At 69.5% G+C, this 19,368-nt stretch carries 18 protein-coding genes and 1 pseudogene; 10 read left to right on the plus strand and 9 right to left on the minus strand.

Annotated features, from left to right (window positions below; all coding sequences use genetic code 11):
* Positions 1-2: 2 nt before the first annotated feature.
* Together Vau01_RS59565 and Vau01_RS59570 are read left to right on the plus strand one after the other, a co-directional pair.
* Positions 3-1,193, plus strand: coding sequence for a phenylacetate--CoA ligase family protein (locus Vau01_RS59565; RefSeq protein WP_204012977.1), 1,191 nt, complete (start codon positions 3-5; stop codon positions 1,191-1,193).
* A gap of 40 nt (positions 1,194-1,233) precedes the next feature.
* Positions 1,234-3,495 (plus strand): DUF6351 family protein, encoded by a 2,262-nt coding sequence (locus Vau01_RS59570; RefSeq protein ID WP_204012979.1) that lies wholly within the window; start codon positions 1,234-1,236, stop codon positions 3,493-3,495.
* Between the two features lie 764 nt (positions 3,496-4,259).
* On the opposite strand, the gene Vau01_RS59575 is transcribed toward Vau01_RS59570, so the two are convergent.
* Positions 4,260-5,405 carry a hypothetical protein gene (locus tag Vau01_RS59575; protein WP_204012982.1) on the minus strand — a complete coding sequence of 382 codons (1,146 nt, stop codon included), beginning with the start codon at positions 5,403-5,405 and terminating at the stop codon, positions 4,260-4,262.
* Positions 5,406-5,545: 140 nt separating this feature from the next.
* Between Vau01_RS59575 and Vau01_RS59580 the strand changes: the two genes are divergently transcribed.
* From Vau01_RS59580 to Vau01_RS59600, 5 genes are read left to right on the plus strand one after another with little or no spacing between them, the layout of a single operon-like run.
* Complete coding sequence (locus Vau01_RS59580) at positions 5,546-6,238, plus strand: hypothetical protein (protein WP_204012984.1); 693 nt, start codon at positions 5,546-5,548, stop codon at positions 6,236-6,238.
* 25 nt (positions 6,239-6,263) lie between these two features.
* The gene (locus tag Vau01_RS59585) at positions 6,264-6,812 is read left to right on the plus strand and encodes a TlpA family protein disulfide reductase (RefSeq protein WP_204012986.1); all 549 of its coding nucleotides are present in this window, start codon (positions 6,264-6,266) and stop codon (positions 6,810-6,812) included.
* Positions 6,809-7,288 carry a hypothetical protein gene (locus Vau01_RS59590; RefSeq protein ID WP_204012988.1) on the plus strand — a complete coding sequence of 160 codons (480 nt, stop codon included), beginning with the start codon at positions 6,809-6,811 and terminating at the stop codon, positions 7,286-7,288. The genes Vau01_RS59585 and Vau01_RS59590 overlap by 4 nt, the downstream gene beginning before the upstream one ends.
* Positions 7,285-7,467: a hypothetical protein gene (locus Vau01_RS59595; RefSeq protein ID WP_239153000.1), complete on the plus strand. Its 183-nt coding sequence runs from the start codon at positions 7,285-7,287 to the stop codon at positions 7,465-7,467. Before Vau01_RS59590 ends, Vau01_RS59595 begins: the two co-directional genes overlap by 4 nt.
* 48 nt (positions 7,468-7,515) lie before the next feature.
* Complete coding sequence (locus Vau01_RS59600) at positions 7,516-8,043, plus strand: hypothetical protein (protein WP_204012991.1); 528 nt, start codon at positions 7,516-7,518, stop codon at positions 8,041-8,043.
* Between the two features lie 451 nt (positions 8,044-8,494).
* Here Vau01_RS59600 and Vau01_RS59605 read toward each other — a convergent pair whose 3' ends face one another.
* The 4 genes from Vau01_RS59605 to uvrA all read right to left on the minus strand — a co-directional run bounded on the left by Vau01_RS59605 (position 8,495) and on the right by uvrA (position 12,165).
* Complete coding sequence (locus Vau01_RS59605) at positions 8,495-8,794, minus strand: hypothetical protein (RefSeq protein ID WP_204012993.1); 300 nt, start codon at positions 8,792-8,794, stop codon at positions 8,495-8,497.
* Between the two features lie 128 nt (positions 8,795-8,922).
* Positions 8,923-9,381 (minus strand): hypothetical protein, encoded by a 459-nt coding sequence (locus tag Vau01_RS59610; protein WP_204012996.1) that lies wholly within the window; start codon positions 9,379-9,381, stop codon positions 8,923-8,925.
* A 54-nt stretch (positions 9,382-9,435) separates the two neighbouring features.
* On the minus strand, positions 9,436-9,666 hold the full coding sequence (locus tag Vau01_RS64320) for a hypothetical protein (RefSeq protein WP_239153001.1): 231 nt from the start codon (positions 9,664-9,666) through the stop codon (positions 9,436-9,438).
* A 30-nt stretch (positions 9,667-9,696) separates the two neighbouring features.
* Complete coding sequence (uvrA, locus tag Vau01_RS59615) at positions 9,697-12,165, minus strand: excinuclease ABC subunit UvrA (RefSeq protein WP_239153003.1); 2,469 nt, start codon at positions 12,163-12,165, stop codon at positions 9,697-9,699.
* A gap of 1,367 nt (positions 12,166-13,532) precedes the next feature.
* On the opposite strand from uvrA, the gene Vau01_RS59620 reads away from it, so the two are divergent.
* Positions 13,533-13,973, plus strand: a complete 441-nt coding sequence (locus Vau01_RS59620; protein WP_204012998.1) for an Hsp70 family protein — start codon at positions 13,533-13,535, stop codon at positions 13,971-13,973.
* 233 nt (positions 13,974-14,206) lie between these two features.
* Here Vau01_RS59620 and Vau01_RS64325 read toward each other — a convergent pair.
* Positions 14,207-14,788: pseudogene (locus Vau01_RS64325) on the minus strand (IS110 family transposase); the annotation flags it as partial.
* 643 nt (positions 14,789-15,431) lie between these two features.
* Between Vau01_RS64325 and Vau01_RS59630 the strand changes: the two are divergent.
* On the plus strand, positions 15,432-16,364 hold the full coding sequence (locus Vau01_RS59630) for an MBL fold metallo-hydrolase (protein ID WP_239153005.1): 933 nt from the start codon (positions 15,432-15,434) through the stop codon (positions 16,362-16,364).
* A gap of 156 nt (positions 16,365-16,520) precedes the next feature.
* Here the strand turns inward: Vau01_RS59630 and Vau01_RS59635 are convergent, their stop codons facing one another.
* Entirely contained in the window at positions 16,521-17,081 is a 561-nt protein-coding gene (locus Vau01_RS59635; RefSeq protein ID WP_204013001.1) for an SRPBCC domain-containing protein, read from the minus strand.
* Positions 17,081-17,701 carry a TetR/AcrR family transcriptional regulator gene (locus Vau01_RS59640; protein WP_204013004.1) on the minus strand — a complete coding sequence of 207 codons (621 nt, stop codon included), beginning with the start codon at positions 17,699-17,701 and terminating at the stop codon, positions 17,081-17,083. The genes Vau01_RS59635 and Vau01_RS59640 overlap by 1 nt, the downstream gene beginning before the upstream one ends.
* 284 nt (positions 17,702-17,985) lie before the next feature.
* Between Vau01_RS59640 and Vau01_RS59645 the strand changes: the two genes are divergently transcribed.
* Complete coding sequence (locus Vau01_RS59645) at positions 17,986-18,654, plus strand: serine hydrolase (protein WP_204013007.1); 669 nt, start codon at positions 17,986-17,988, stop codon at positions 18,652-18,654.
* Positions 18,655-19,002: 348 nt separating this feature from the next.
* Here Vau01_RS59645 and Vau01_RS59650 read toward each other — a convergent pair.
* Positions 19,003-19,368: hypothetical protein (locus Vau01_RS59650; RefSeq protein ID WP_204013010.1), on the minus strand; the 366-nt coding region annotated here is incomplete at its 5' end.

Genomic DNA, 19,368 nt, shown 5'->3' on the forward strand with positions numbered 1-19,368 from the left:
CGGTGCTGGCCGACAGGATCCACGCCTACACCCACGGACTGGACGAAGCGGTCGCCGCGGCAGTCAAGCAGGCCACCGCTCGCGTGCCGGCGTTGGCCGAGCGGATCGCCGAAGCCCACGTGGCTTCGGTGACGTCGGTGGCCGACCTGAACCGGGTGCCGGTTCTCACCAAGGACGACCTGATCGCCGCGCAGCGCGCCAACCCGCCGTTCGGCGGTGCCGTCGCGCCACAGGCGCTGGTACACAAGGTTTTCGCCTCACCCGGCCCGCTGTACGAACCACAGGTGGCGGGTACCGATCCGTGGCGGTGGGCACCCGCGCTGCGGGCGGCCGGCATCGGGGCCGGCGACACCGTGCTCAACTGCTTCAGCTACCACCTGACGCCCGCGGGTGCGATGTTCGAGGAAGCCGCCCTCGCCGTCGGAGCCACGGTCGTACCGGCCGGGGTCGGCAACATGGAACTACAGGTGCAGGTCGCCGTCGCGGTCCAGGCCCGCGGCTATGTCGGCCTGCCCTCCTATCTCAAAGCGCTGGTGGACACCGCCGACGCGATCGACCTACGGTTCCCGGTACGCCATGCGCTGGTCACCGCCGAGCCTCTGCCCGACTCGTTGCGATCGTGGCTGACCGAGCACGTTCCCACCGTCCACCAGGCATACGGGACCGCCGAGGCGGGCCTGCTCGGCTACGAAACCGCACCCGGTTCCGGGCTGGCCCTACCAGCCGGCGTCCTGATCCAGATCTGCGACCTGGGCACCGGGCAACCCCACTTCGACGACACCATCGGGCAGGTCGTGGTGACCCTGCTACGACCGGACCAACCACTCGTACGCTTCGGCACGGGCGACCTGTCCGCCTGGACCCTCGGCGCCGACGGCTCGCTACGGCTGGCCGGCGTCCTCGGCCGGGTCGGCGAAGCCATCAAGGTACGCGGCATATTCCTGCACCCGAGACAGGCAGCGGCGGCGCTCGCCGGTGAACCCGGCGTGACCGCACACCGCTTCGTCATCGACCGAACCGACCACCGGGACGACCTGCGATGCGAAATCGTCGCCACCCCCGACTCAGATCCACACCTGTCGCAGCGGGTGCACGACCTGATCCGCGCGCACCTGCGATTGGCAGCCGACGTGGTCTGCGTGCAGACCCTGCCGGACGGCCCGACCATCCACGACCAACGCGACTGGTCCTGACCCCCGCCGGACGGTACCGAATTTCGAGGAGGAGAAACGGATGAAGTCCCCCCTCACCGCCCTGATGGCCGCAGCGACGTGCGCGGTCATCACCCTCACCCCCACCGTCGCCGCGGCCGCCCCCGGCCCGGCGGCCAGCAGTTCCCGCAAGCTCCAAATGTTGGTGCTGTCCAACCGCGCCGACCTGATCTCGGGCGGCAACGCACTCGTCGAGGCGCAGCTACCGCCCGGCGCCGACGCGTCACGCCTTCGGGTGCTACTCGCCACCGACCACGGCCAACGAAACGTGAGCGAGGCCTTCGCACGCCGCGCCAACGGCCGCATCCTGGGCCTGCTGGAACGACTACCGATCGGCCGGAGCCACCTGATCGCCGCCATCGCCGGCACGCGACAGGGCAACGACACAACCCGGATCACGATCACCAACCACCCCAACGGCGGTCCGGTCTTCTCCGGCCCGCAGGTCGCACCGTGGGTCTGCACCACACAGACCAACGGCCTCGGGCCCGCGCAGGACCCACAATGCAACGCCCCACCCAGCCACCAGTTCTTCTACCGGCGCACCAGCGGCGAGTTCGCCCGCTACGACCCGGCCGCACCACCGACGGACGTCGCCACGACAACCACCGACCAGGGAGCCACCGTCCCGTACGTATTCCGGGAGGAAACCGGAACCCAGAACCGCGGCATCTACCGGATAGCTGTCCTGTTCGACCCCACCCGACCATGGACCGCCTGGGACGCCCAGAACGGCTGGAACCACAAGCTGTTCTATCCGTTCGGAGCCAACTGCAACACCTACCACACCCAGGGCCTCGCGCAGAACGTGCAGATCGACCGGGCCCTCTCCCGCGGGTTCATGGTCGCGACCTCATCGTTGAACGTCCTCGGCGGCAACTGCAACTCGATCGTCTCCGCGGAATCGGTGATGATGCTCAAGGAACACATCACCGAACGCTACGGCGAAATCCGGTACACGTTCGCGCAGGGACTGTCCGGCGGGTCGATCCAACAACACGAGATCGCCAACGCATACCCCGGCCTGCTCGACGGCATCCAACCGAACGCCAGCTACGAGGACATGTGGTCCGGCGCCCTGGTCGAGGTCGAAGACTGTCACCTCATGCGCCGGGTCTTCAGCACGGTGTCGCCCACCCTGTGGACCGACCCGGCGCAGCGGGCCGCCGCACAGGGCAACGCGGAGCCCGTCGCCCCGACCGACCGGACCGCCTGCGAAGCCTGGGACTCGTCCTTCGGCAACTTCCAGGACCCCGCCTTCACCCAGCCACCGCCCGGCGTTCCGCTTCCGCCGTTCCTGCAATCCTGCTTCCCCACCCCACTCACCCCCGAACAACAGGCGCAGCTCTACCACCCGGTCACCAACCCCGCCGGATGCCGCAGCACCTACCAGGACTTCCTGGTCGCGGTATTCGGCCAGCGACCCCAACGGCTGTGGACCCCCGCCGAACGGGCCGCCGGGTTCGGCTTCGCCAAGCTGCCCTTCGACAACGTCGGCGTGCAATACGGGCTGCGGGCGTTGCAGGCAGGAACAATCACCCCGGAACAGTTCGTCAACCTCAACGAAAACGTCGGCGGCGTCGACATCGACCACAACTTCGTGCCGCGCCGCAACGTCGCCGACCCGGGCGCGGTCCAAACCGCCTACCGCAGCAGCATCACCCAGGACGCCCGACAACTCGACAACGTCGCCATCATCGACCTGCGCGCCAACAACAACCTCAACGACATCCACACCGCCTTCCACAGCCACGCCATGCGAGAACGGCTACGCAACGCCAACGGACACGCCAACAACCAGATCATCTGGACCTTCCCCGGGCCCAGCCTCGCACCGCCGGCTCCCATCGCCGACCAGGCATTCCTGCTCATGGACCGGTGGCTGGCAGCCGTCGAAGCCGATCACAGCAACGCACCCCGCAGCGTCAAGATCCAACGACACAAACCAGCCGACGCGGTCGACGCCTGCTTCATCAACGGCGCCAAGGAAACCAACCCCAACACCTGCCGGGCAACGTTCCCGTTCGCCGGCGACCCACGAATGGCCGCCGGTGCACCGCTGTCCAACGACGTACTCAAATGCCAGCTCAAACCACTCAACCCGCGCGACTACAGCGTCGCCTTCACCGCGCAGCAGTGGACCAGGCTGCGGCAGGCATTCCCGCACGGAGTCTGCGACTACCGCAAGCCCGGAGCCGACCGGGTGCCGTCGGTGCCCTGGCTGACCTACCAGAACGGCCCGGGCGGCCAGCCGCTCGGCCTTGCACCGGTCTCCCGGTCATAGCGGACGCGCAATGCTTTCCTCGGGGTGCCGCTACGGCCTTCGGGCCACGGCGGCACCCCACCGGCCGGGCCGCGCCTCCTGTGAAAGTGCACAACGGAAGCGCGGTCCGGATGAACGGGGTGGAAGCCACCGACCGCCGATCCCTCGACCTCGACGGAAGGTGGGCCGGCGTTCCCGTTGACGGTTTCGCGCCAGAAGGCGCGTGCGGCTGCTTCGCCAGCGGCGCCACCCGGATAGTCCGTTGGCACCTCGTTCACGCCCCGGCACTGCCACACCGGTAGGGGTACGTCGGTGCGCACGATGGGGTCGCCATCACCCGCGACCACGACGGTCGCACCCGTCATCCGGGATTCGAGGCGGCGCTTGCCCGGTACGGCTCCCTCGGCCAGCACTGACCATTCGTACCCCGACGATGTCAGCGCTCGTCGGCGATCTCGATGTCAGCGGGTCCGCCACGGATCACACGTCCAGTCAGGTTCGCGCCCCTCGGCCTCCCGCGCGTACCGGCTCACCCCGATCCAAGGCCCCGCACCTTCAGGGTGACCGCTCAGATCCGGGCCACCAAGTGCGAATCACCGAGACGAGTGGCCGGCGTCAGCCTTCCGAACTCGCCCGTTCGGCCAGGGCCCTGCCCCCTCCTGAGGGCGAGGCGAGTTCCGCGCCGGCGCGTGATTATCCAGCGGTGTCCCATCGGGGAGCCCGTCGATGACGTCGGCGGCACCGGCTGCGTGAACGGCCTCGCCAACGCCGGCGAGCAGGCTCCGTTAATGGCGGTCGGCGACCGACAGCCACGCTCGTTCGCCGATGATCGTGGTGACCTGTGCCGGTTCACCGGTGGTGAGGTCGTACACCACCACGCGTCGCATCTCGACGCACAACAGCAGGGTATTCGCGTCATACCAGCCGAGGAGCTGCGCGCCGTCGAGTGGCACGGTGCCGGCATCCGGCGCGAAGTGGGCGGTGGCGGACGCGGTGTCGACAAGCACCAGCCGGTACGTGGGCGGCGCGGTGGGCCGCTCCACGGTGCCGGTCGCCACCAGCGCCGCCCGCGCGATCACGCTCCCCCGCTGCCAACCTGGACTCTCCCAGGTGACCAGATTGCCGACCCCGTCGACGCGTCGGTCGGCGCCGGGTCCGGCCGCCGTCGACGGGCGCAGGACCGGTCGGTGCTCCGCATCGATGGACAGCCGGGTCATCCCGGCGCCGGTTCCCGTTTCCGTGACGACGACATCGCGTCCCGGACCGGGCACCTCGACAGGTTGTCCGTCCGCCGCGATCAGGTACGTCCGATTCTCCTGGTGCACGACGACGCGGTCGCCCAGCCACAGCACGTTCTCGTTGAAGCCCGGCACGGGCACCCGACGCACGCCGGCGCTCGCCAGGTCCACGATCAGAACCTCGTCGCGTTGCGCGAACGCCGCGCGTCGGCCGTCCGCGGACAGCGATCCGACGTCGAGCGCCGGCTGCGGGTTCCCGTCCCGGTCGGTCACCGGCAGGATGCGGGCGACATCGATGCGACGCCACGCGTTGTCCTCGGCGAGCGCGTAGACGGGCTGTTCGCGGTTCAGGCCGGCGTACCGTTGCAGGAGCAGCCGGGCGCGCTGGATCGGGTTGCCGCTCAACGGTTTCGTCGTGGTCGCGTCCGGGTCCAGGCGTGGCGGCAGTTCGGTGCGGCGTTCGGCCAGCGCGGGCGCCGAGGAAGCGGCGCCGGTGGGCGCGACGGCGGAGGGCTCCGGAGTGGCGGCCTGACGGTTCCCCCGATCCCGGATGGCCACGCCCACGACCGCGAGGAGGCCGAGCATCAGCACGGCGGCCAGGGCCGCGCCGCGCCGGCGCCACGCGCGGCCGCCGGGCGCACGCGGGGTGTCCGGACCGTCCATGAGGACGCGGATCTCGCCGTCGTCAGTCATGAGCTTCCTCTGAATGTCGCTTATGCTCCGAAACCTCGAGCTTGGCCAAATTTACTCGCCTCGCAGATAGCGCTAGAGGGTCGTTCGGCGCTGTTCACGCTACCGCCGTCATTGATAGATTCTGATCGATCAATGCCGAGATGCGGGGGCTTGATATGTCCACCATGACGCCGGACGGCCGGATCCTGACAATCACCGGAAACCCGCACGGCTTCATGGGTCGTTGGCTGTTCCTTCTCTCTGTCTACATCAAAGACAACGTCTTCCGCCTGCACTGTGGCGCGCGCGGCGGGCAGGAGTCCATCCTGCTCAACAGCCCGATCGCCAGGCAGTCCACGGTCCGGGAGGCCAATCAGGGCCGAACTCGCCTCGTGTCGATCGAGAACGAGGAGCACGGTGGCACGACACTCGTGTGGCAGAGCGACTTCCACGAGGTGTCCACGTTCGTGCACGGCCGAGACGTTCCGTTGCAGACGCTTCCCAGCATGCTGGGAAGCCTGGAGCTGCGGGACTCCCGGGACGGGATGACCGTCCTGCCCCGGTTGGGATCGGGCGTGCGGTTGGCGTACGAACTCGGCGCCAACTCCATTCCCGACGTCGCCACAGTTACCGTCAAGCCGCTGGAGGAAGCGACAGAGCAGGTACCGCGCGCCGGTGGAAAGGCGGTGCGGGGTGGCCTGCTCTGGCGCGACGACCTGTACGGCGGCGGAACCGAGCGCCGCCGGATGTTGATTCTCGCCAACTCCTCCACCGCAACGTTCCTCATGCCGTTCGATCCGTCCGACGGCGAGTTCCCGGCGCTGATCGAGTCGATCGAGTTCACGCTGTCCTAATGAGGTAACGACGGGGAGTTCTGCCATGGCAAGCGTCATGTATTCGTTGACGGTGCTCGCGCTGATGGGAGTCGTCCTCCTGCTGATCGCGACCTCCGCGATGCTCAAGATGATCCGTGACCTCCAGGCGGCCGTGATCGACCTGCAGACACACGGTGGGCCGGCACTCGCCGGCACACCGGCGATGACCATTGCGGAGTACGCCTCCGGCGACGAGCAGCCGACCTACGTGCTGGTCGTCAGCGCGAGCTGCCCAGCCTGCCGCGAACGGTCACGCGAGTTCGTCGACCTGGCAACGGAATATGCCGGCGGCCACCTCGCGGCGCTCACCGAGGAGCCCGCCTGCGCCACGTGGTTCGACGGCACCGGCGTTGCCGTCGCGGTGGACCCCATGCTCCTCGGGCGCATCGGCGTCGGTGTCACGCCGACACTGTTGAAGTACGGCGCCGACGGTACCGAGAGCTGGCGGCGCGTCGTCGGCTCCGTCGGGGACCTGCGCCGGCTGCTCGACCTGCGCGCCGCGACCTCCGACCCGATCGGCGCGATGGAGACAACTGCGAGGAGGACGTCATGACGACCGCAACCGTGGAGGACTACTGGGACTCCGTGCCGACCGTCAGCGAGGTCGAGAGCTCGGCGGTTCCGGGAACCGGGACGGGCCTCCAAACGCGGCTGCGCGCGCACCGCCGCTCGTTGTTGCGCACCGCAGGCGTCCTGGGCGGCGCCCTCGCACTGAACGCTCTGAGTTGGCTACCACCATCCCGGACGCGTCCCGCGCGCGCCGCGACCGGCACCGAGCACTCCGACTGCGACGGCTACAACTACGACAACATCATCTGTACCGGGGCGCCCTACGGCACCGGATACTGCGGCAGCGACGGCTGGTTCCTGTGGACCAGCGGCACATGCTTCTCCAGCGCTCCCGTGCCGCGCTGCCACAACCGCAACGCGTGGCGGTGGGTGCACAACGGACGCACGTACCGGTGCGCCGACGGCTTCCAGCAGTGGTGCGGCGGATCGGGCTACTTCATCTGCTCCTGGCCGCTGTGAGATCGGCGACGAGGCACCGGCTCGGCCATCCCGCCGTCCCGGCCGGTGTCCTGCTAACCGCGGGCGGCTGCCTGCTCCTGGCCGTCTCCGCCGCGCCGCCGGCGCGTCCGGTGGTGCCGGCTCTGGCCTGGACCCTGTTGGGTGTCTGCGCCGGTTACTCGATCTCCGGCTCGGTTTGAAGCTTCAACTCGGCCGATCTGGTCAGCTCGTCGGTCTGGCGAGGACAGTTGAGATACTTCATATCGGGTCTGATCGCCGGCGCTACAGTCAGCGGGGTCATCGCCGGCATTCTCGGCGGCATCGCGGCGTTGGTCCCGGCCGGGCCGAGATGGACACTCTTCGCCGTGCTGACCGCTCTCGTGGTGGCCTTCGAACTGGCCGGGAGGCCGCTGCCGCTGCCGCAGAACCGTCGAGCGGTTCCACAGACCATCATCCCGCAGTCAAACGTGGCAGGGCCGCTGCAGTTCGGCTTCGAGATGGGCACCGGGGTGCGAACGTTCATGCCGACCGCGCTGCCGCACGCACTGCTGGCCACCGTCGTTCTCGTCGGCGCCGGCGTGCCGGTCGGTATCGGCGCCGGGCTCGGGTTCGGCCTGGGCCGCGCGCTGATGCCGCTGGTCCGATCGTGGCACGACGACCCACGCCACTGGGACCGGCTCATGCTCGCCCGCATGCGGCTGGTCGGCAGCCTGTGCGCGGCGGCGTTCCTCATCACAGCCGTAACTCTCGCGCCGGCGCGGTGGATGCCGTGGTGAGCGCGCAGAAGAACAGCAGCCGTACCTGGACGAAGCATTCCACCCGAACTCCCCCACAGCCTCTCCGACCACACGATCCTGATACGCGCCACCGTCGACAGCCAACGCCATTCGTGACACCTCGCATGCCCAACCCAGCCGCGCCTTCTCGGCTTGCGCCCTCGTGGCAAGCGCCCGCATCTCATGCCACGGCGAGATCCGCTGAGAGCATCGACCGCGGTTGGAAAATGGTTCGTGTTGAGCTCGGACACGTTAACCCGCCACCAGGATCGCTCACGGTGAGAGCAGATCGGGTGGGGGTCGTTGTTTTCGGCATCCGATCAGCACCATCGTGCTCCGGTCACAACTGATCAACACATCGTTCCGCCTCAGATAGGCAGCCACGGCGGAATCGTCCCGGGTCGAGGGCTGCTCCCCCATCTGTCGGGCGATCGTGGCTAATAGTCTGTCCTCACGCAGATAGAGCGGCTTCGGTCGACAACCGGTGGGCAGGTGTGATCTGGTCGCGTAGCACCGTATCCATGGCGGCGACCACCGCTGCGTTCTCTCGTATCCCGCCCAGCCGGCGCTGCTCGGCCAACCATCCCTCGAACCCCGCCAGGTCGGCGTCCGCAGCGCGTCGAGCCGCAGCGAGCAACTCGACCTGCAACCATGTCGGAGGTCTCGGCGTCACGCCCGCGCAGAGCACTGCGGTAATCGCGGCCGGCCGGTCGCTATCCTCGCCGGAGGGCTTGAGCCCATCCTCGTCCACGGTCTGACATTGTGCCTCGCCGCGGCCGTCTCCGCGCGCGTCGGCCGGGTAGCGGCGGCGCATTGCTGCGCCGCCGCCCCCTCAGAACCGGACGTGCACGATTTCCATGCATCCGGCTCGTGTCAGCCCTACGGGCCGCTGGTGTGCAGAGTGCTGGCCTGCCGTTTGCCGCGGGTGCGGCGGTGGCAGTGGGTGTGGAGCAGACGGAGTTGCAGATCGTGTGTGCTGCCGTCCTGTCGTAGGCTGATGGCGTTGTGGTCCATCGCTTTGCGCAGGCCGCGGTACCACTGTTCCCACTCTTGTGGGGTCTGTGGTGGGCGGTCGGTGTGCAGGAGGAGTTGCCCGCAGTGGACGCACCGTGCCCGTTGGCTGTCGAGCAGCTGTTGGGTGGTGCGGTCGACCGGGGGTTGCAGCCTCGGGCGTCGCCGCCGGCTGTTCCAGTAGTCGGCCAGTGCCGGGTCATCGGGTGACGCGGTGCCGGTGACCATGTGGTGCCGCACGATCCTGGTCCAGGCGAATTTCTGCAGGTAGTTCCCGCTGTCGCGGTCACCGAAGACCCACTTGTTCCGCCGGGACTTGTTGAACATGCCGAAGTAGCGGGCTACGACCCGATGCGCACGCCGCGGCCGCGGGCGCGGGGGTCAACGCCGCGGAGCGAGTGCGGCGGCCAGCGCGTCCCGGTCCATGGTGGCGGGGTTCGACCTGGCCGGGTCCGAGCGCAGCACGACGACGTACCGCCCCTCGACGACGTCCCCGCCGGTCGCGACCAGCGGCGCCGGCCCTCCGGCCCGGGTCTGCGCCGAAGCCGTGCCGGACAGCGAGGCAATCGATGCCAGCGCCAGCGCGGTGGCCGCCCCGATCGAGCACGGCATGAAGCGCTGACGGCCGGGGAGGTTACCCGCTTAGGAGCGTTCGAGGCGGCGCGCCAGATGGCGCCCGGTCGCGCTGTCCCCGGCCTCGGCGATCGTGGCGGGAGGGCCGGTCACGACGACCCGGCCGCCCGCGTCCCCACCGCCTGGGCCGAGGTCGATGACCCAGTCGGCGCCGGCGATCGTGTCCAGGTCGTGCTCGACAAGGACGACGGTGTTGCCGGCGTCGACGAGCCGGTGCAGTTGCCGCAGCAGCAGCGCGATATCCGCGGGGTGCAGCCCCGCGGTCGGCTCGTCGAGCAGGTAGAGCGCGTGGCCGCGGCGGGCCCGCTGCAACTCGGTGGCGAGCTTGATGCGCTGGGCCTCGCCACCGCTGAGCTCGGTCGCCGGCTGGCCCAGCCGCAGGTAGCCCAGCCCCACCTCCCGGAGCGTCTCGAGGCTCCGGGAGGCGGCCGGGACGTCGGCGAGGAACTTGGCGGCGTCGTCGACGGACATCGCCAGCACCTCCGCGATGTTCTTGCCGCGGTAGGTCACCTCCAGCGTCTCCGGGTGGTACCGCGCGCCGTGGCAGGCCGGGCACGGCGCGTAGGTCCCGGGCAGGAACAGCAGTTCGACCGCGACGAACCCCTCGCCCTGGCACGTCTCGCACCGCCCCTCCGCGACGTTGAAGGAGAACCGCCCGGCCGCATACCCGCGCGCCTGCGCCTCGTCCGTCGCCGCGTACAGCTTGCGCACCGCGTCGAACATCCCGGTGTAGGTGGCCAGATTGGACCGGGGCGTGCGGCCGATGGGCCGCTGGTCGACCAGGACCAGCCGGTCGAACGAGTCGAGCCCCGCCGCGTCCGGCACGTCGACGTCGAGCTCCGCCTCGTCGGGCTCGTCGCTCGCCAGCCCGAGGTGGCCGCGCACGACCTCGGCGAGCACCTGCGTGACCAGCGTCGACTTCCCGGAACCGGACACGCCGGTCACCGCGGTCAGCACCCGGAGCGGCACGTCGACGGACACGCCGTGCAGGTTGTGGCGGGAGACGCCGCGCAGGTGCAGCCAGCCCTGGGGCGTACGCGGGCGATGGTCGAGCGGCTCGGCACGGCCGAACAGGTACCGGCTGGTGGCCGACTCCTCGACCTGTTCGAGGCCGGGGACCGGACCGCTGAACAGCACGCGTCCGCCGCTCTCGCCCGCCCCGGGGCCGATGTCGACCACCCAGTCCGCCCGCCGGACCACGTCCATGTCGTGCTCCACGACGAACAGCGAGTTGCCCGCCGCCTTCAGCCGGTCCAGCACGTCCAGCAGCGGCTCCGCGTCGGCCGGGTGCAGGCCCGCCGAGGGTTCGTCGAGCACGTAGACGACCCCGAACAGCCCTGAACGCAACTGGGTGGCGATACGCAGGCGCTGCGCCTCACCGGGCGACAGCGTCGTCGAGCGGCGCCCGAGGCTGAGGTATCCCAGGCCGAGGTCGAGCAGCACCTCGACGCGCGCGACCAGGTCGGTGCAGAGCCGGACCGCGACCTCTGTCGTCTCCCCGGACCGAGCGGTCGGCGTGGCAGCCCCGGCCCCGGACAAGCCCGCGGCGGGGCGGAGGACCGCCACGACGGCGGCGAGGGGCATCGCGTTGACGTCGGCGATGGTGTGGCCGGCGAAGGTCACCGCGAGCGCCTCCGGGCGCAGGCCGCTGCCGTGGCACTCCGGGCAGGGCACGCTCCGGACGAACCGCATCGCCCGCTCGCGCATCCGGTCGCTCTTGGAGTCGGCGAGCACGTGCATGACGTGCCGACGGGCGCTCCAGAACTTCCCGTAGTAGCCGCTGTCGAGGCGGTCACGCTCGGGCTCGACGAGGACGGACGGCTGCTCGTCGGTGTAGAGCAGCCAGTCCTGGTCCTTCTTCCTGAGCTTGCGCCACGGTCTATCGATGTCGATCCCCAGGCCGCTCACGACGCTGCGCAGGTTGGCGCCCTGCCAGGCGCCCGGCCAGGCCGCGATGGCGCCGTCGCGGATGCTCAGCGACGGGTCCGGGACGAGCAGGTCCTCGGCGACGTCGTGCACGACGCCCAGTCCGTGACACCGTGGGCAGGCGCCGGCCGCGGTGTTGGGGGAGAACGCCTCCGCCTCCAGCCGCGGGGCGTCCGGCGGGTAGGTCCCGGCGCGCGAGTAGAGCATCCGCAGCAGGTTGGACAGCGTGGTGATGGTGCCGACCGTCGACCGCGAACTGGGTGCCCCGCGACGCTGTTGCAGGGCCACGGCCGGGGGCAGGCCGGTGATCTCCTGCACGTGCGGCGCACCGACCTGCTGCAACAGCCGGCGGGCGTACGGCGCGACGGACTCGAAGTACCGGCGCTGCGCCTCGGCGTAGAGCGTGCCGAAGGCCAGCGAGGACTTGCCCGAACCGGAGACGCCGGTGAAGGCGACCATGGCATCGCGGGGAATGTCGACGTCGACGTTCCGAAGGTTGTGCTCGGCGGCGCCCCGGACACGCACGAACCGGTCATTAACGTCGTTTTTCACCAGGTCTGGCTACCCAATTCGGCGGCGCCGAATCACCCGCCACGAGCCCGAACGCGAGGGCCCGTAACCGGCCGCCGCCCCCAGCCGGGCGCTGATCCGGTTCCTGCTCGACCTTGGCAGCCGTGTCTCCAAGCCGTCGGCACCTCACCGGCGCCCGGATCGGCGACCTCGGTGTCACCGGGGGCACCGGGTCGTCGATCTGCGGATGAAAGGCGGCAAGCGCCGCCGCCGGCGGCTGCCCGACGATCTGGCCGCCGCCATCGACGGGGCGAGATCGCCGACTACATCGTGATCGAGATCGATCCCGGATTGCGGGTGACGGTTTCCCTTTGGCATGCGAAAGCTGCGGCAACCGGAGCACCCGCTGTCCGAGTCGATGATCTTCAGGTCGTGGCCCAGCAAGCGATCAAGAGGCGTCGCTACGTCACCGACCGCGACCTGTGGAAGACCATCGGAGCGCGCCTGGTTGGCAAGGACTCACCCCGGACCCGCCATCACCGCGACCGTGTTCGATGTCCCGAAGTCGACGCCGAGCCGAGATCCACCATCCCACGTCACCCCGCACAGCCTAGAGAACCCGGTCGGGCAAGGGGTGCCGCCCGCACTCGGTGCCCGTCGCTCCCCTGCCGCCCCACATGCACATCGAGGCGTCACCGGAGCGACCAGGTTGCCTCACCGCCGTTCCCTGCACTTCCGGAGTGATCAGTTCAGGTGCACACACTGCTGCGGCACGGTTGGCCTGGAGCCCGGCTATGTGGAGGACACCGGACGCGTCTCCTTCGGCTTCGCTCGGTGGGTTCCCCGGTTCCTGAAACGCAATGGCTACGGCGTCGCCAAGGCCTCCGGCCGGCCGCGGTGGCAGATCGACGTGTTCTGATGCCCGCAATGCGCTCGCCTGGAGCTGTTCGCCGCCAACCCGCTGTGACCTCACCGGGCCGCCGGGCGGCGGCCGCCGCCCTGGGCTCCGCTCGGCAGGCAGCCGGCCGGGATCCATGACAGTCGCTCTTCCGCAGCTATTGTCGGGAACGTGGGGGCTGTGCGGCTCGGGATCGACCTGGGCACATCGAACACGGTGGCGGCGCTGGGGTTCGCCGATGGAACGGTTCAGCCGGTGCTCTTCGACGGTGCGGAGGTGCTGCCGTCGGCTGTGTTCCTCGGCGACGACGGGTTCCTGCTGACCGGCCGGGACGCCCTGCACTCCGCGCGGGCGGCGCCCGAACGGTTCGAGCCGCACCCGAAGCGGTGCATCGACGACGGCACGGTGCTGCTCGGTGGGGTCGAGGTGACGGTGGTGGACCTGCTGGCGGCCCCCGCTGCGGCGGGTGGCCGGCGAGGCGCGCTGGGACCGCGATGCCGCGGACCGATCGGTGACGCTGACCTGCCCGGCGGGGTGGGGCGCCACACGCCGGTCGACACTGGCGGCGGCGGCACGGACGGCGGGCCTCGGGCGTATCCGTCTGGTCACCGAACCGGTGGCCGCGGCCGCCTTCCATCTCCGGCGGTCAGGCCTGGAGCTGCCGGTCGGGAGCCGGCTGGTGGTGTACGACTTCGGCGCCGGCACCTTCGACGCTTCGGTGGTGCGCCGCACCTCTGACGGGTTCGAGGTACTCGCCGCCTGTGGCCTGCCCGACGTCGGCGGTCTCGACATCGACGTGGCGGTCATGGACGCGCTGGGCGCGGCGTACGCCGTGCGCGACGAGGTTCTGTGGACGCGCCTCGCCCGCCCGGTCACCGTCACCGACCGGCGCGCCCGGTTCGCCTGGCAGCACGACGTGCGTACCGGGAAAGACTGCTGCCACTTTCCTTGACCAGATCGGTCAGCTCCTGCTTCGCCGTCTTGATCTTCTTGTCGATCCCGACGAGTTCGGTGATCAGTTCCGAGGCCAGCCGCCGGCTGGTGCGACCGACCAGATCGCCGGGGCCGGATCGTGTTTAGCAGGGCGCGGGCCTGGTCGGCGCGCAGGAACGTCTTCGCCCCGCCGGGCAGCAGTTCCAGCAGCAGCTTGTGGATGCGGTTGACCAGGTCGGTGCGGGCCCGTCCGAGTTCGTCGCGGCGGTCGACCAGCAGCCGCAACGCCACCGTCTCGTCGTCAATGGCCACCTGCCGCAAACCGTTGGTGCGTAACGCCGCCACGGCCACGCTGTGCGCGTCGACCGGGTCGGTTCTGCGTCCCTGACCGGTGGCGAACACCCGGACCCGCGCGGACAGTTTCGGTGGCACGTCGACCACCGTTTCGCCGTCGGCGACCAGCCGCTGCGCGATGTGCCGACCGATGCCGTAGCAGCCTTCCACCGCCCAGATCCGCTCTGGATGGCGCCGGCCGGCGGCGAGCATCGCCCGGTAGCCGTCCCGGTCGGTGCCGAACCGGCCACCCGCCAGTACCGTCTCCCGGTCGTCGATGATCTCGATCGTCGCCGACCGCTTGTGCGGATCCATCCCGATGATGACGCGCCCCACGCTTGTCTCCTCGCTGTGACCAAAGCCGGGTTCAGCGAGGAGGGCAACGCTACTTTGAGCTGGGCAGTCCCCTCTGGAGCCACTCCACGCCGCGGTGACCGGCGGGGTGCATGCCAGATGAGAGCCACGCCCCAACCACAGACGGGCAGCCGCTGAATCGAGCATCCCGCCGGTTACCTCGACCAAGCCTGGCCGGGCTGCGGTCGTAGATCCATTCAATAAGTAGCCGCCGACCGTGCGCCGGGGTGGGCGGCCGCGCCTGAGTTCCGATCTTCGATTAGCTCGTTCGTGGCGATTGGCCCCGCAGAATCTCGAGGCGGTTCGCTGGCGCGTCGGGGGCTAGGAAGTCGGGGATCGTGCGGCTGTCACGTTTGGGTCGGTTAAGGAGTTCGACCGGCCACTCCGTCACTCGCTGGTGCCGGACGTGGTGGTAGGCGCCGGGCTCGGTCTCCTCGATGTACTCCCGTTGAAGGACGAGCGCGAGAGGCTCCTCGGCGCCGTAGCGCTCGCGCGATGCGGCATTCGCGATGAACAGCTCAATTGAGTCGAACAGCGTGGTGAACTCCCGGACCAGGACGAGCCGATCCGTCCGTCGGCCGAGGCGACGACTGCGGCGTGCAACGTCGCATGGTCACCGCCGCGAAGGACCTCCAGGCCATCGCAGGTACGGTCGGGTGAGGTCGACGGCAGCGGGGTCGTGGAAGTCGTCTGGTGTGAGCGGCCCTGTCAGAGGGCCGATACGGGACGTCGCTGTTCGTCCGGTACCGTCCCGCACGGTCCGCGCATCAGAACCGGAAAGAGGCTCGACGTGGCAGTGAAACGACACCTCCCGGGCGACGCGCACGCGATCGGCGACCGGGTATGGGCATACGTCCAACCGGACGGCACCTGGTGGGTCAACAACGCCGGGTTCATCCTTGGTGACGACGGTGTCGTGGTCGTCGACACGTGTGCGACGGAGGATCGCACCCGCGCGTTCCTCGCTGTGGTGGATGAGCACACCGGCACCGCGCCTGTGCGCTGGGCGGTGAACACGCACACCCACGGCGATCACACGTACGGCAACAGTCTGCTGCCCGCCGCGACCGCGATCGTCGGGCACGAGGCGATGCGCGATCACCTGCTCACCGATCCGATAATCGAGGGCTGCCCGCCGCTGTGGGATCCGGTGCCGAACTGGGGGAACGTCGAACGGCGCGTACCGTCGGTGACCTTCCGCGACGCGCTGACCCTGCATCCCGGCGGTCACCGGGTCGAGGTGCTGCACCCCGGCCACCCCGCCCACACCACCGGCGACGCGGTGGTGTGGCTGCCCGAGCAGCGGGTGCTGTTCTCTGGCGACCTGCTGTTCCACGGCCTCACCCCGCTGGTCTTCATGGGCTCGGTCACCGGTGCGATCCAGGCCCTGCGGTGGATCGCCGACCTGGACCCGGCGGTCGTCGTACCCGGGCACGGACCACTGATCCAGGGGCCCGACCTGGCCCGCGTCCTCGGCGAGCACGAGCGCTACTACCGGCTCGTCATCGACCTCGCCGAACGGGCCATGGCTTCCGGAACTCCGGTGCTGGAGGCGGCCCGCGCTGCGGACCTCGGACCGTTCGCCGATTGGGCCGACCACGAACGGCTGGTCGCGAACATGCACCGGGTCGTCGCCGACGCCCGAGGCGAGCACCTGGACCCAGCCACCGCCCTGATCGACGCGGTCGCCTACCGCGGCGGCCCGATGCCCACCTCGGTCTGACCACATGCGGTCGGCCGGGTCCGCCGCCCCGCTGGGTCAGCTGTCAACGGGTCGTGTTCTCGTGCAGCGGCGGTTCCCCGTCGCGGCCCCGCGGTGTCCGTGCTCACCACCGCGTTCGGCCGCGACCGCCGTGCCGAGGGGCTGGGCGGCGCCTGCCTACCGCGTGGTGACGCGCTGGGCGAGTGCTTGGTTCATGGCGTGGAACTGGGGCAGGGTTTTGTCGTGCAGTTGTCCGCGGAAGAAGGGCACGAGGATGCCGGTGAAGCGTTCGGTCTGGGTGAGTCTGACCCGGCCGGGCCCGATGGACTCGATGAGGAATGCGTGTTCGCCGTCGAACACCGCGCCGGGGCCTAGTTTGCCCAGCCAACGCAGTTCGTGGCCGGGTGTGGCCGTGAGCACGGTGGGGGTGAACGTCGTTTCGCCGGTGGCGTCGCGCATGGTGTTGGTCAGGGTGGCTCCGACTTCGACGGTGCCGCTGGAGGAGACGATGAAGGGGTTCCATTCGTCGTATGCGTCCAGGTCGGTCAGGACCGACCACACCTGTTCCGGCGTGGCCTGGATCTCGATCGAGGCGCGGAGGGTGTACGGGACGGTGTTGCTCCAGGTGGCATATCCGGCCAGGACGCCCAGTGCGACAGCCGACGCCACGAGCAGGCGTCGCCACCCGGGCCTTTTCCCGCGTCGCTTTGCCTGAACGGGTTGCTCGGTCAGGGACATCATTTCTCCTTTGTAGACAGTGCGCCGTCGAGGGCGGCGTTGACGAGACGTTCGAGGTAGGTGTCGTCGACCGGTGCGCCGGTGATGAGCACCCGGTAGTACAGCGCGCCGGCGAGTTGGTCGAGCAGCAGGACCGGGTCGGTGCCTGCGCGGAGTTCGCCGCGCTGGGTGGCGCGTTGGATCAGTTCGATGGCGAGCCTGATCCGACGCTGGTACAGCCCGCGCATGGCTTCGCCGACGTCGGCATGGCGGGCCGCTGCTGCCACGAGTTCGGCGACGATGCCGGCGGACGGGTCGGCGTCGTGCTCCGGGCGTCCGGCCCGGCGCACCCTGTGTAGCGCGGCGGCGATCTGCTTCAGGTAGGTGCTCAGATCGGTGCGCACATCGCTGGTGTCGGTGACCGGCACGTCGCGGTCGAGCATGTCCGCGTACACCGCGATGGCGAGGTGGTCCTTGGTCGGCCAGCGCCGGTACAGCGTCGTCTTGGCGACCCCGGCACGCTGGGCCACCTCGTCGATGGCCAGCCCGGCGTAGCCGGCCGTGAACAGGGTCTGCCGGGCGGCGTGGAGGATGCGCCGGTCCGCGTCGCTGTCGCGGGGCCTGCCCCGGGGTGTGTTCATACGCCTCATTTCGATACCCGAGTTTCGTAAATACCGTACCCGCGAGCCGCGATTTATGCAACTGGAGTATCGAAATCCCGTCCTCGTCGGATCGTGCGCCAGCGAGACGACTCCGCGGGACGACAGCGCGCGATCCTCGTCGCGCCGCTCGCATTGAGTCGATAGGCCCGTACGACGCCTCGCAAACCGCAGAACATCCACCTCGACAACACCCCGCCGCGCGAGCCAGTCGCGGCATGCGTGCGTCGGGCCACGACGACAACGCTGTTCACGACAATGAAGCCGTGCTGGTGAAACAGATCTTTGACGAACTTGCGATAACCGGTACGGCCTGCGCGGCGCCGATCGAAGGGCTGGCCATCGGTATGTGCGCCGATGTCGCGGTGACCCCGGCGTCGGTGAGCAAGGTGCAGATCGCGTTGGCCGTTGAGGATGCGACCGCGACCGGCGTGCTCGACGGCACCCAGCAGCGCAAGCTGTCCCCGAGGGCACGTACCCCGGGTCCGGTGGGCATCTCGCTGCTGCGTGACGAGGTCCGCATGTCGATCCGCGACCTGGTCACCACGATGCTGACGATCAGCGACAACGTCGCCACCGACGAGCTGATCGCCCTGACCGGTGCGGACCGGATCAACCAGCTCACCGCCGGGCTCGGCCTGACGCGTACCCGGATCAAAGCCGGCGGTCTGCGCTTCATGCTCGACGCCTTGGCTGTCGAGGCCGGCTTCGCCGACTACGCGGCGTTGGCGGGCCACGACCCGGGTGTGCGGCCACCGTCGTGGGAACAGGTCCGGTGGCACCTGCACGGCAGCGCCGCGCTCGACCCGGCCCGGGGATGGTGCACCACCGCCGCGGAGACCGTCCGGCTGCTCCAGGCCATCTGGACCGACACCGCAGCCGCATCGGCCGCCTGTGCAGCGGCCCGAGCCCTCATCGACGACCTCCACGGCTGAGCACCACCGGGATCCGCCTCCCACCGTGGCAAGACCACATGAGTGACCAACCACCGCCGCAGGCATATCCACCGACTCAATCAACGCCAACCGGTGAGCTGCCGACGTGACGTCGTGCGCGATATCAGCCAGATCAGCAAGGCCGCCCTGTCCGCGGCTAAATCCGGACACTTGATCAAGCGCTGTCAACGGCGGAGCGGCACCGCATTCGGGTGCGGCGTCGTGGGTCATGTTCGGCTCGGCAGGTCCCGCGTCGGCCAGGGGTTGGCGGGTATTTCGGGAAGTATTCAGATCTTCGATGACGCCGGCGGCCAACGTCGCCGAGTCTGCTCGTGCGTCCGCGCGCGTTCACAGCATGCCGGTCTTGCTTACCTCTGCGAACGCGAAGATCGCGTTGAGCACGGGCGGCACGACGATGAGACCCGCCAGGACCAGCCGGGCAACGGTCGAACGGTGCGGGATCCACCACGTGGCGAGCAGCGCCGCGACTGCGATGACGCCGGTCACCCACGGCCAGATCGTGAAGACCGGCCGAGACAGGTCCAGACATTCATGATCGAACCCGTCCCCGCAGTTCGCGTCTATCGCGCCTACGAAAGCCAAACCGGGGACGCAGCACAGCAGGGCGAACGCCGACACCGACGCCAGCGCAATCCAGGGCATCGCACGCCTCAGCCGATCGGCCGGCATCCCCGCAGCCGTTGGCTCGTGTGT

The sequence above is a fragment of the Virgisporangium aurantiacum genome (assembly GCF_016863635.1).
In the GTDB taxonomy this organism is placed as follows: Bacteria; Actinomycetota; Actinomycetes; order Mycobacteriales; family Micromonosporaceae; genus Virgisporangium; species Virgisporangium aurantiacum.

Coding starts and splice junctions, on each gene's coding strand:
- Vau01_RS59570 (WP_204012979.1), top strand. CDS start 1,234: ATGAAGTCCCCCCTCACCGCCCTGATGGCCGCAGCGACGTGCGCGGTC.
- Vau01_RS59575 (WP_204012982.1), bottom strand. CDS start 5,405: ATGACTGACGACGGCGAGATCCGCGTCCTCATGGACGGTCCGGACACC.
- Vau01_RS59580 (WP_204012984.1), top strand. CDS start 5,546: ATGCGGGGGCTTGATATGTCCACCATGACGCCGGACGGCCGGATCCTG.
- Vau01_RS59585 (WP_204012986.1), top strand. CDS start 6,264: ATGGCAAGCGTCATGTATTCGTTGACGGTGCTCGCGCTGATGGGAGTC.
- Vau01_RS59590 (WP_204012988.1), top strand. CDS start 6,809: ATGACGACCGCAACCGTGGAGGACTACTGGGACTCCGTGCCGACCGTC.
- Vau01_RS59610 (WP_204012996.1), bottom strand. CDS start 9,381: ATGTTCAACAAGTCCCGGCGGAACAAGTGGGTCTTCGGTGACCGCGAC.
- Vau01_RS64320 (WP_239153001.1), bottom strand. CDS start 9,666: ATGCCGTGCTCGATCGGGGCGGCCACCGCGCTGGCGCTGGCATCGATT.
- Vau01_RS59635 (WP_204013001.1), bottom strand. CDS start 17,081: ATGTCCCTGACCGAGCAACCCGTTCAGGCAAAGCGACGCGGGAAAAGG.
- Vau01_RS59640 (WP_204013004.1), bottom strand. CDS start 17,701: ATGAACACACCCCGGGGCAGGCCCCGCGACAGCGACGCGGACCGGCGC.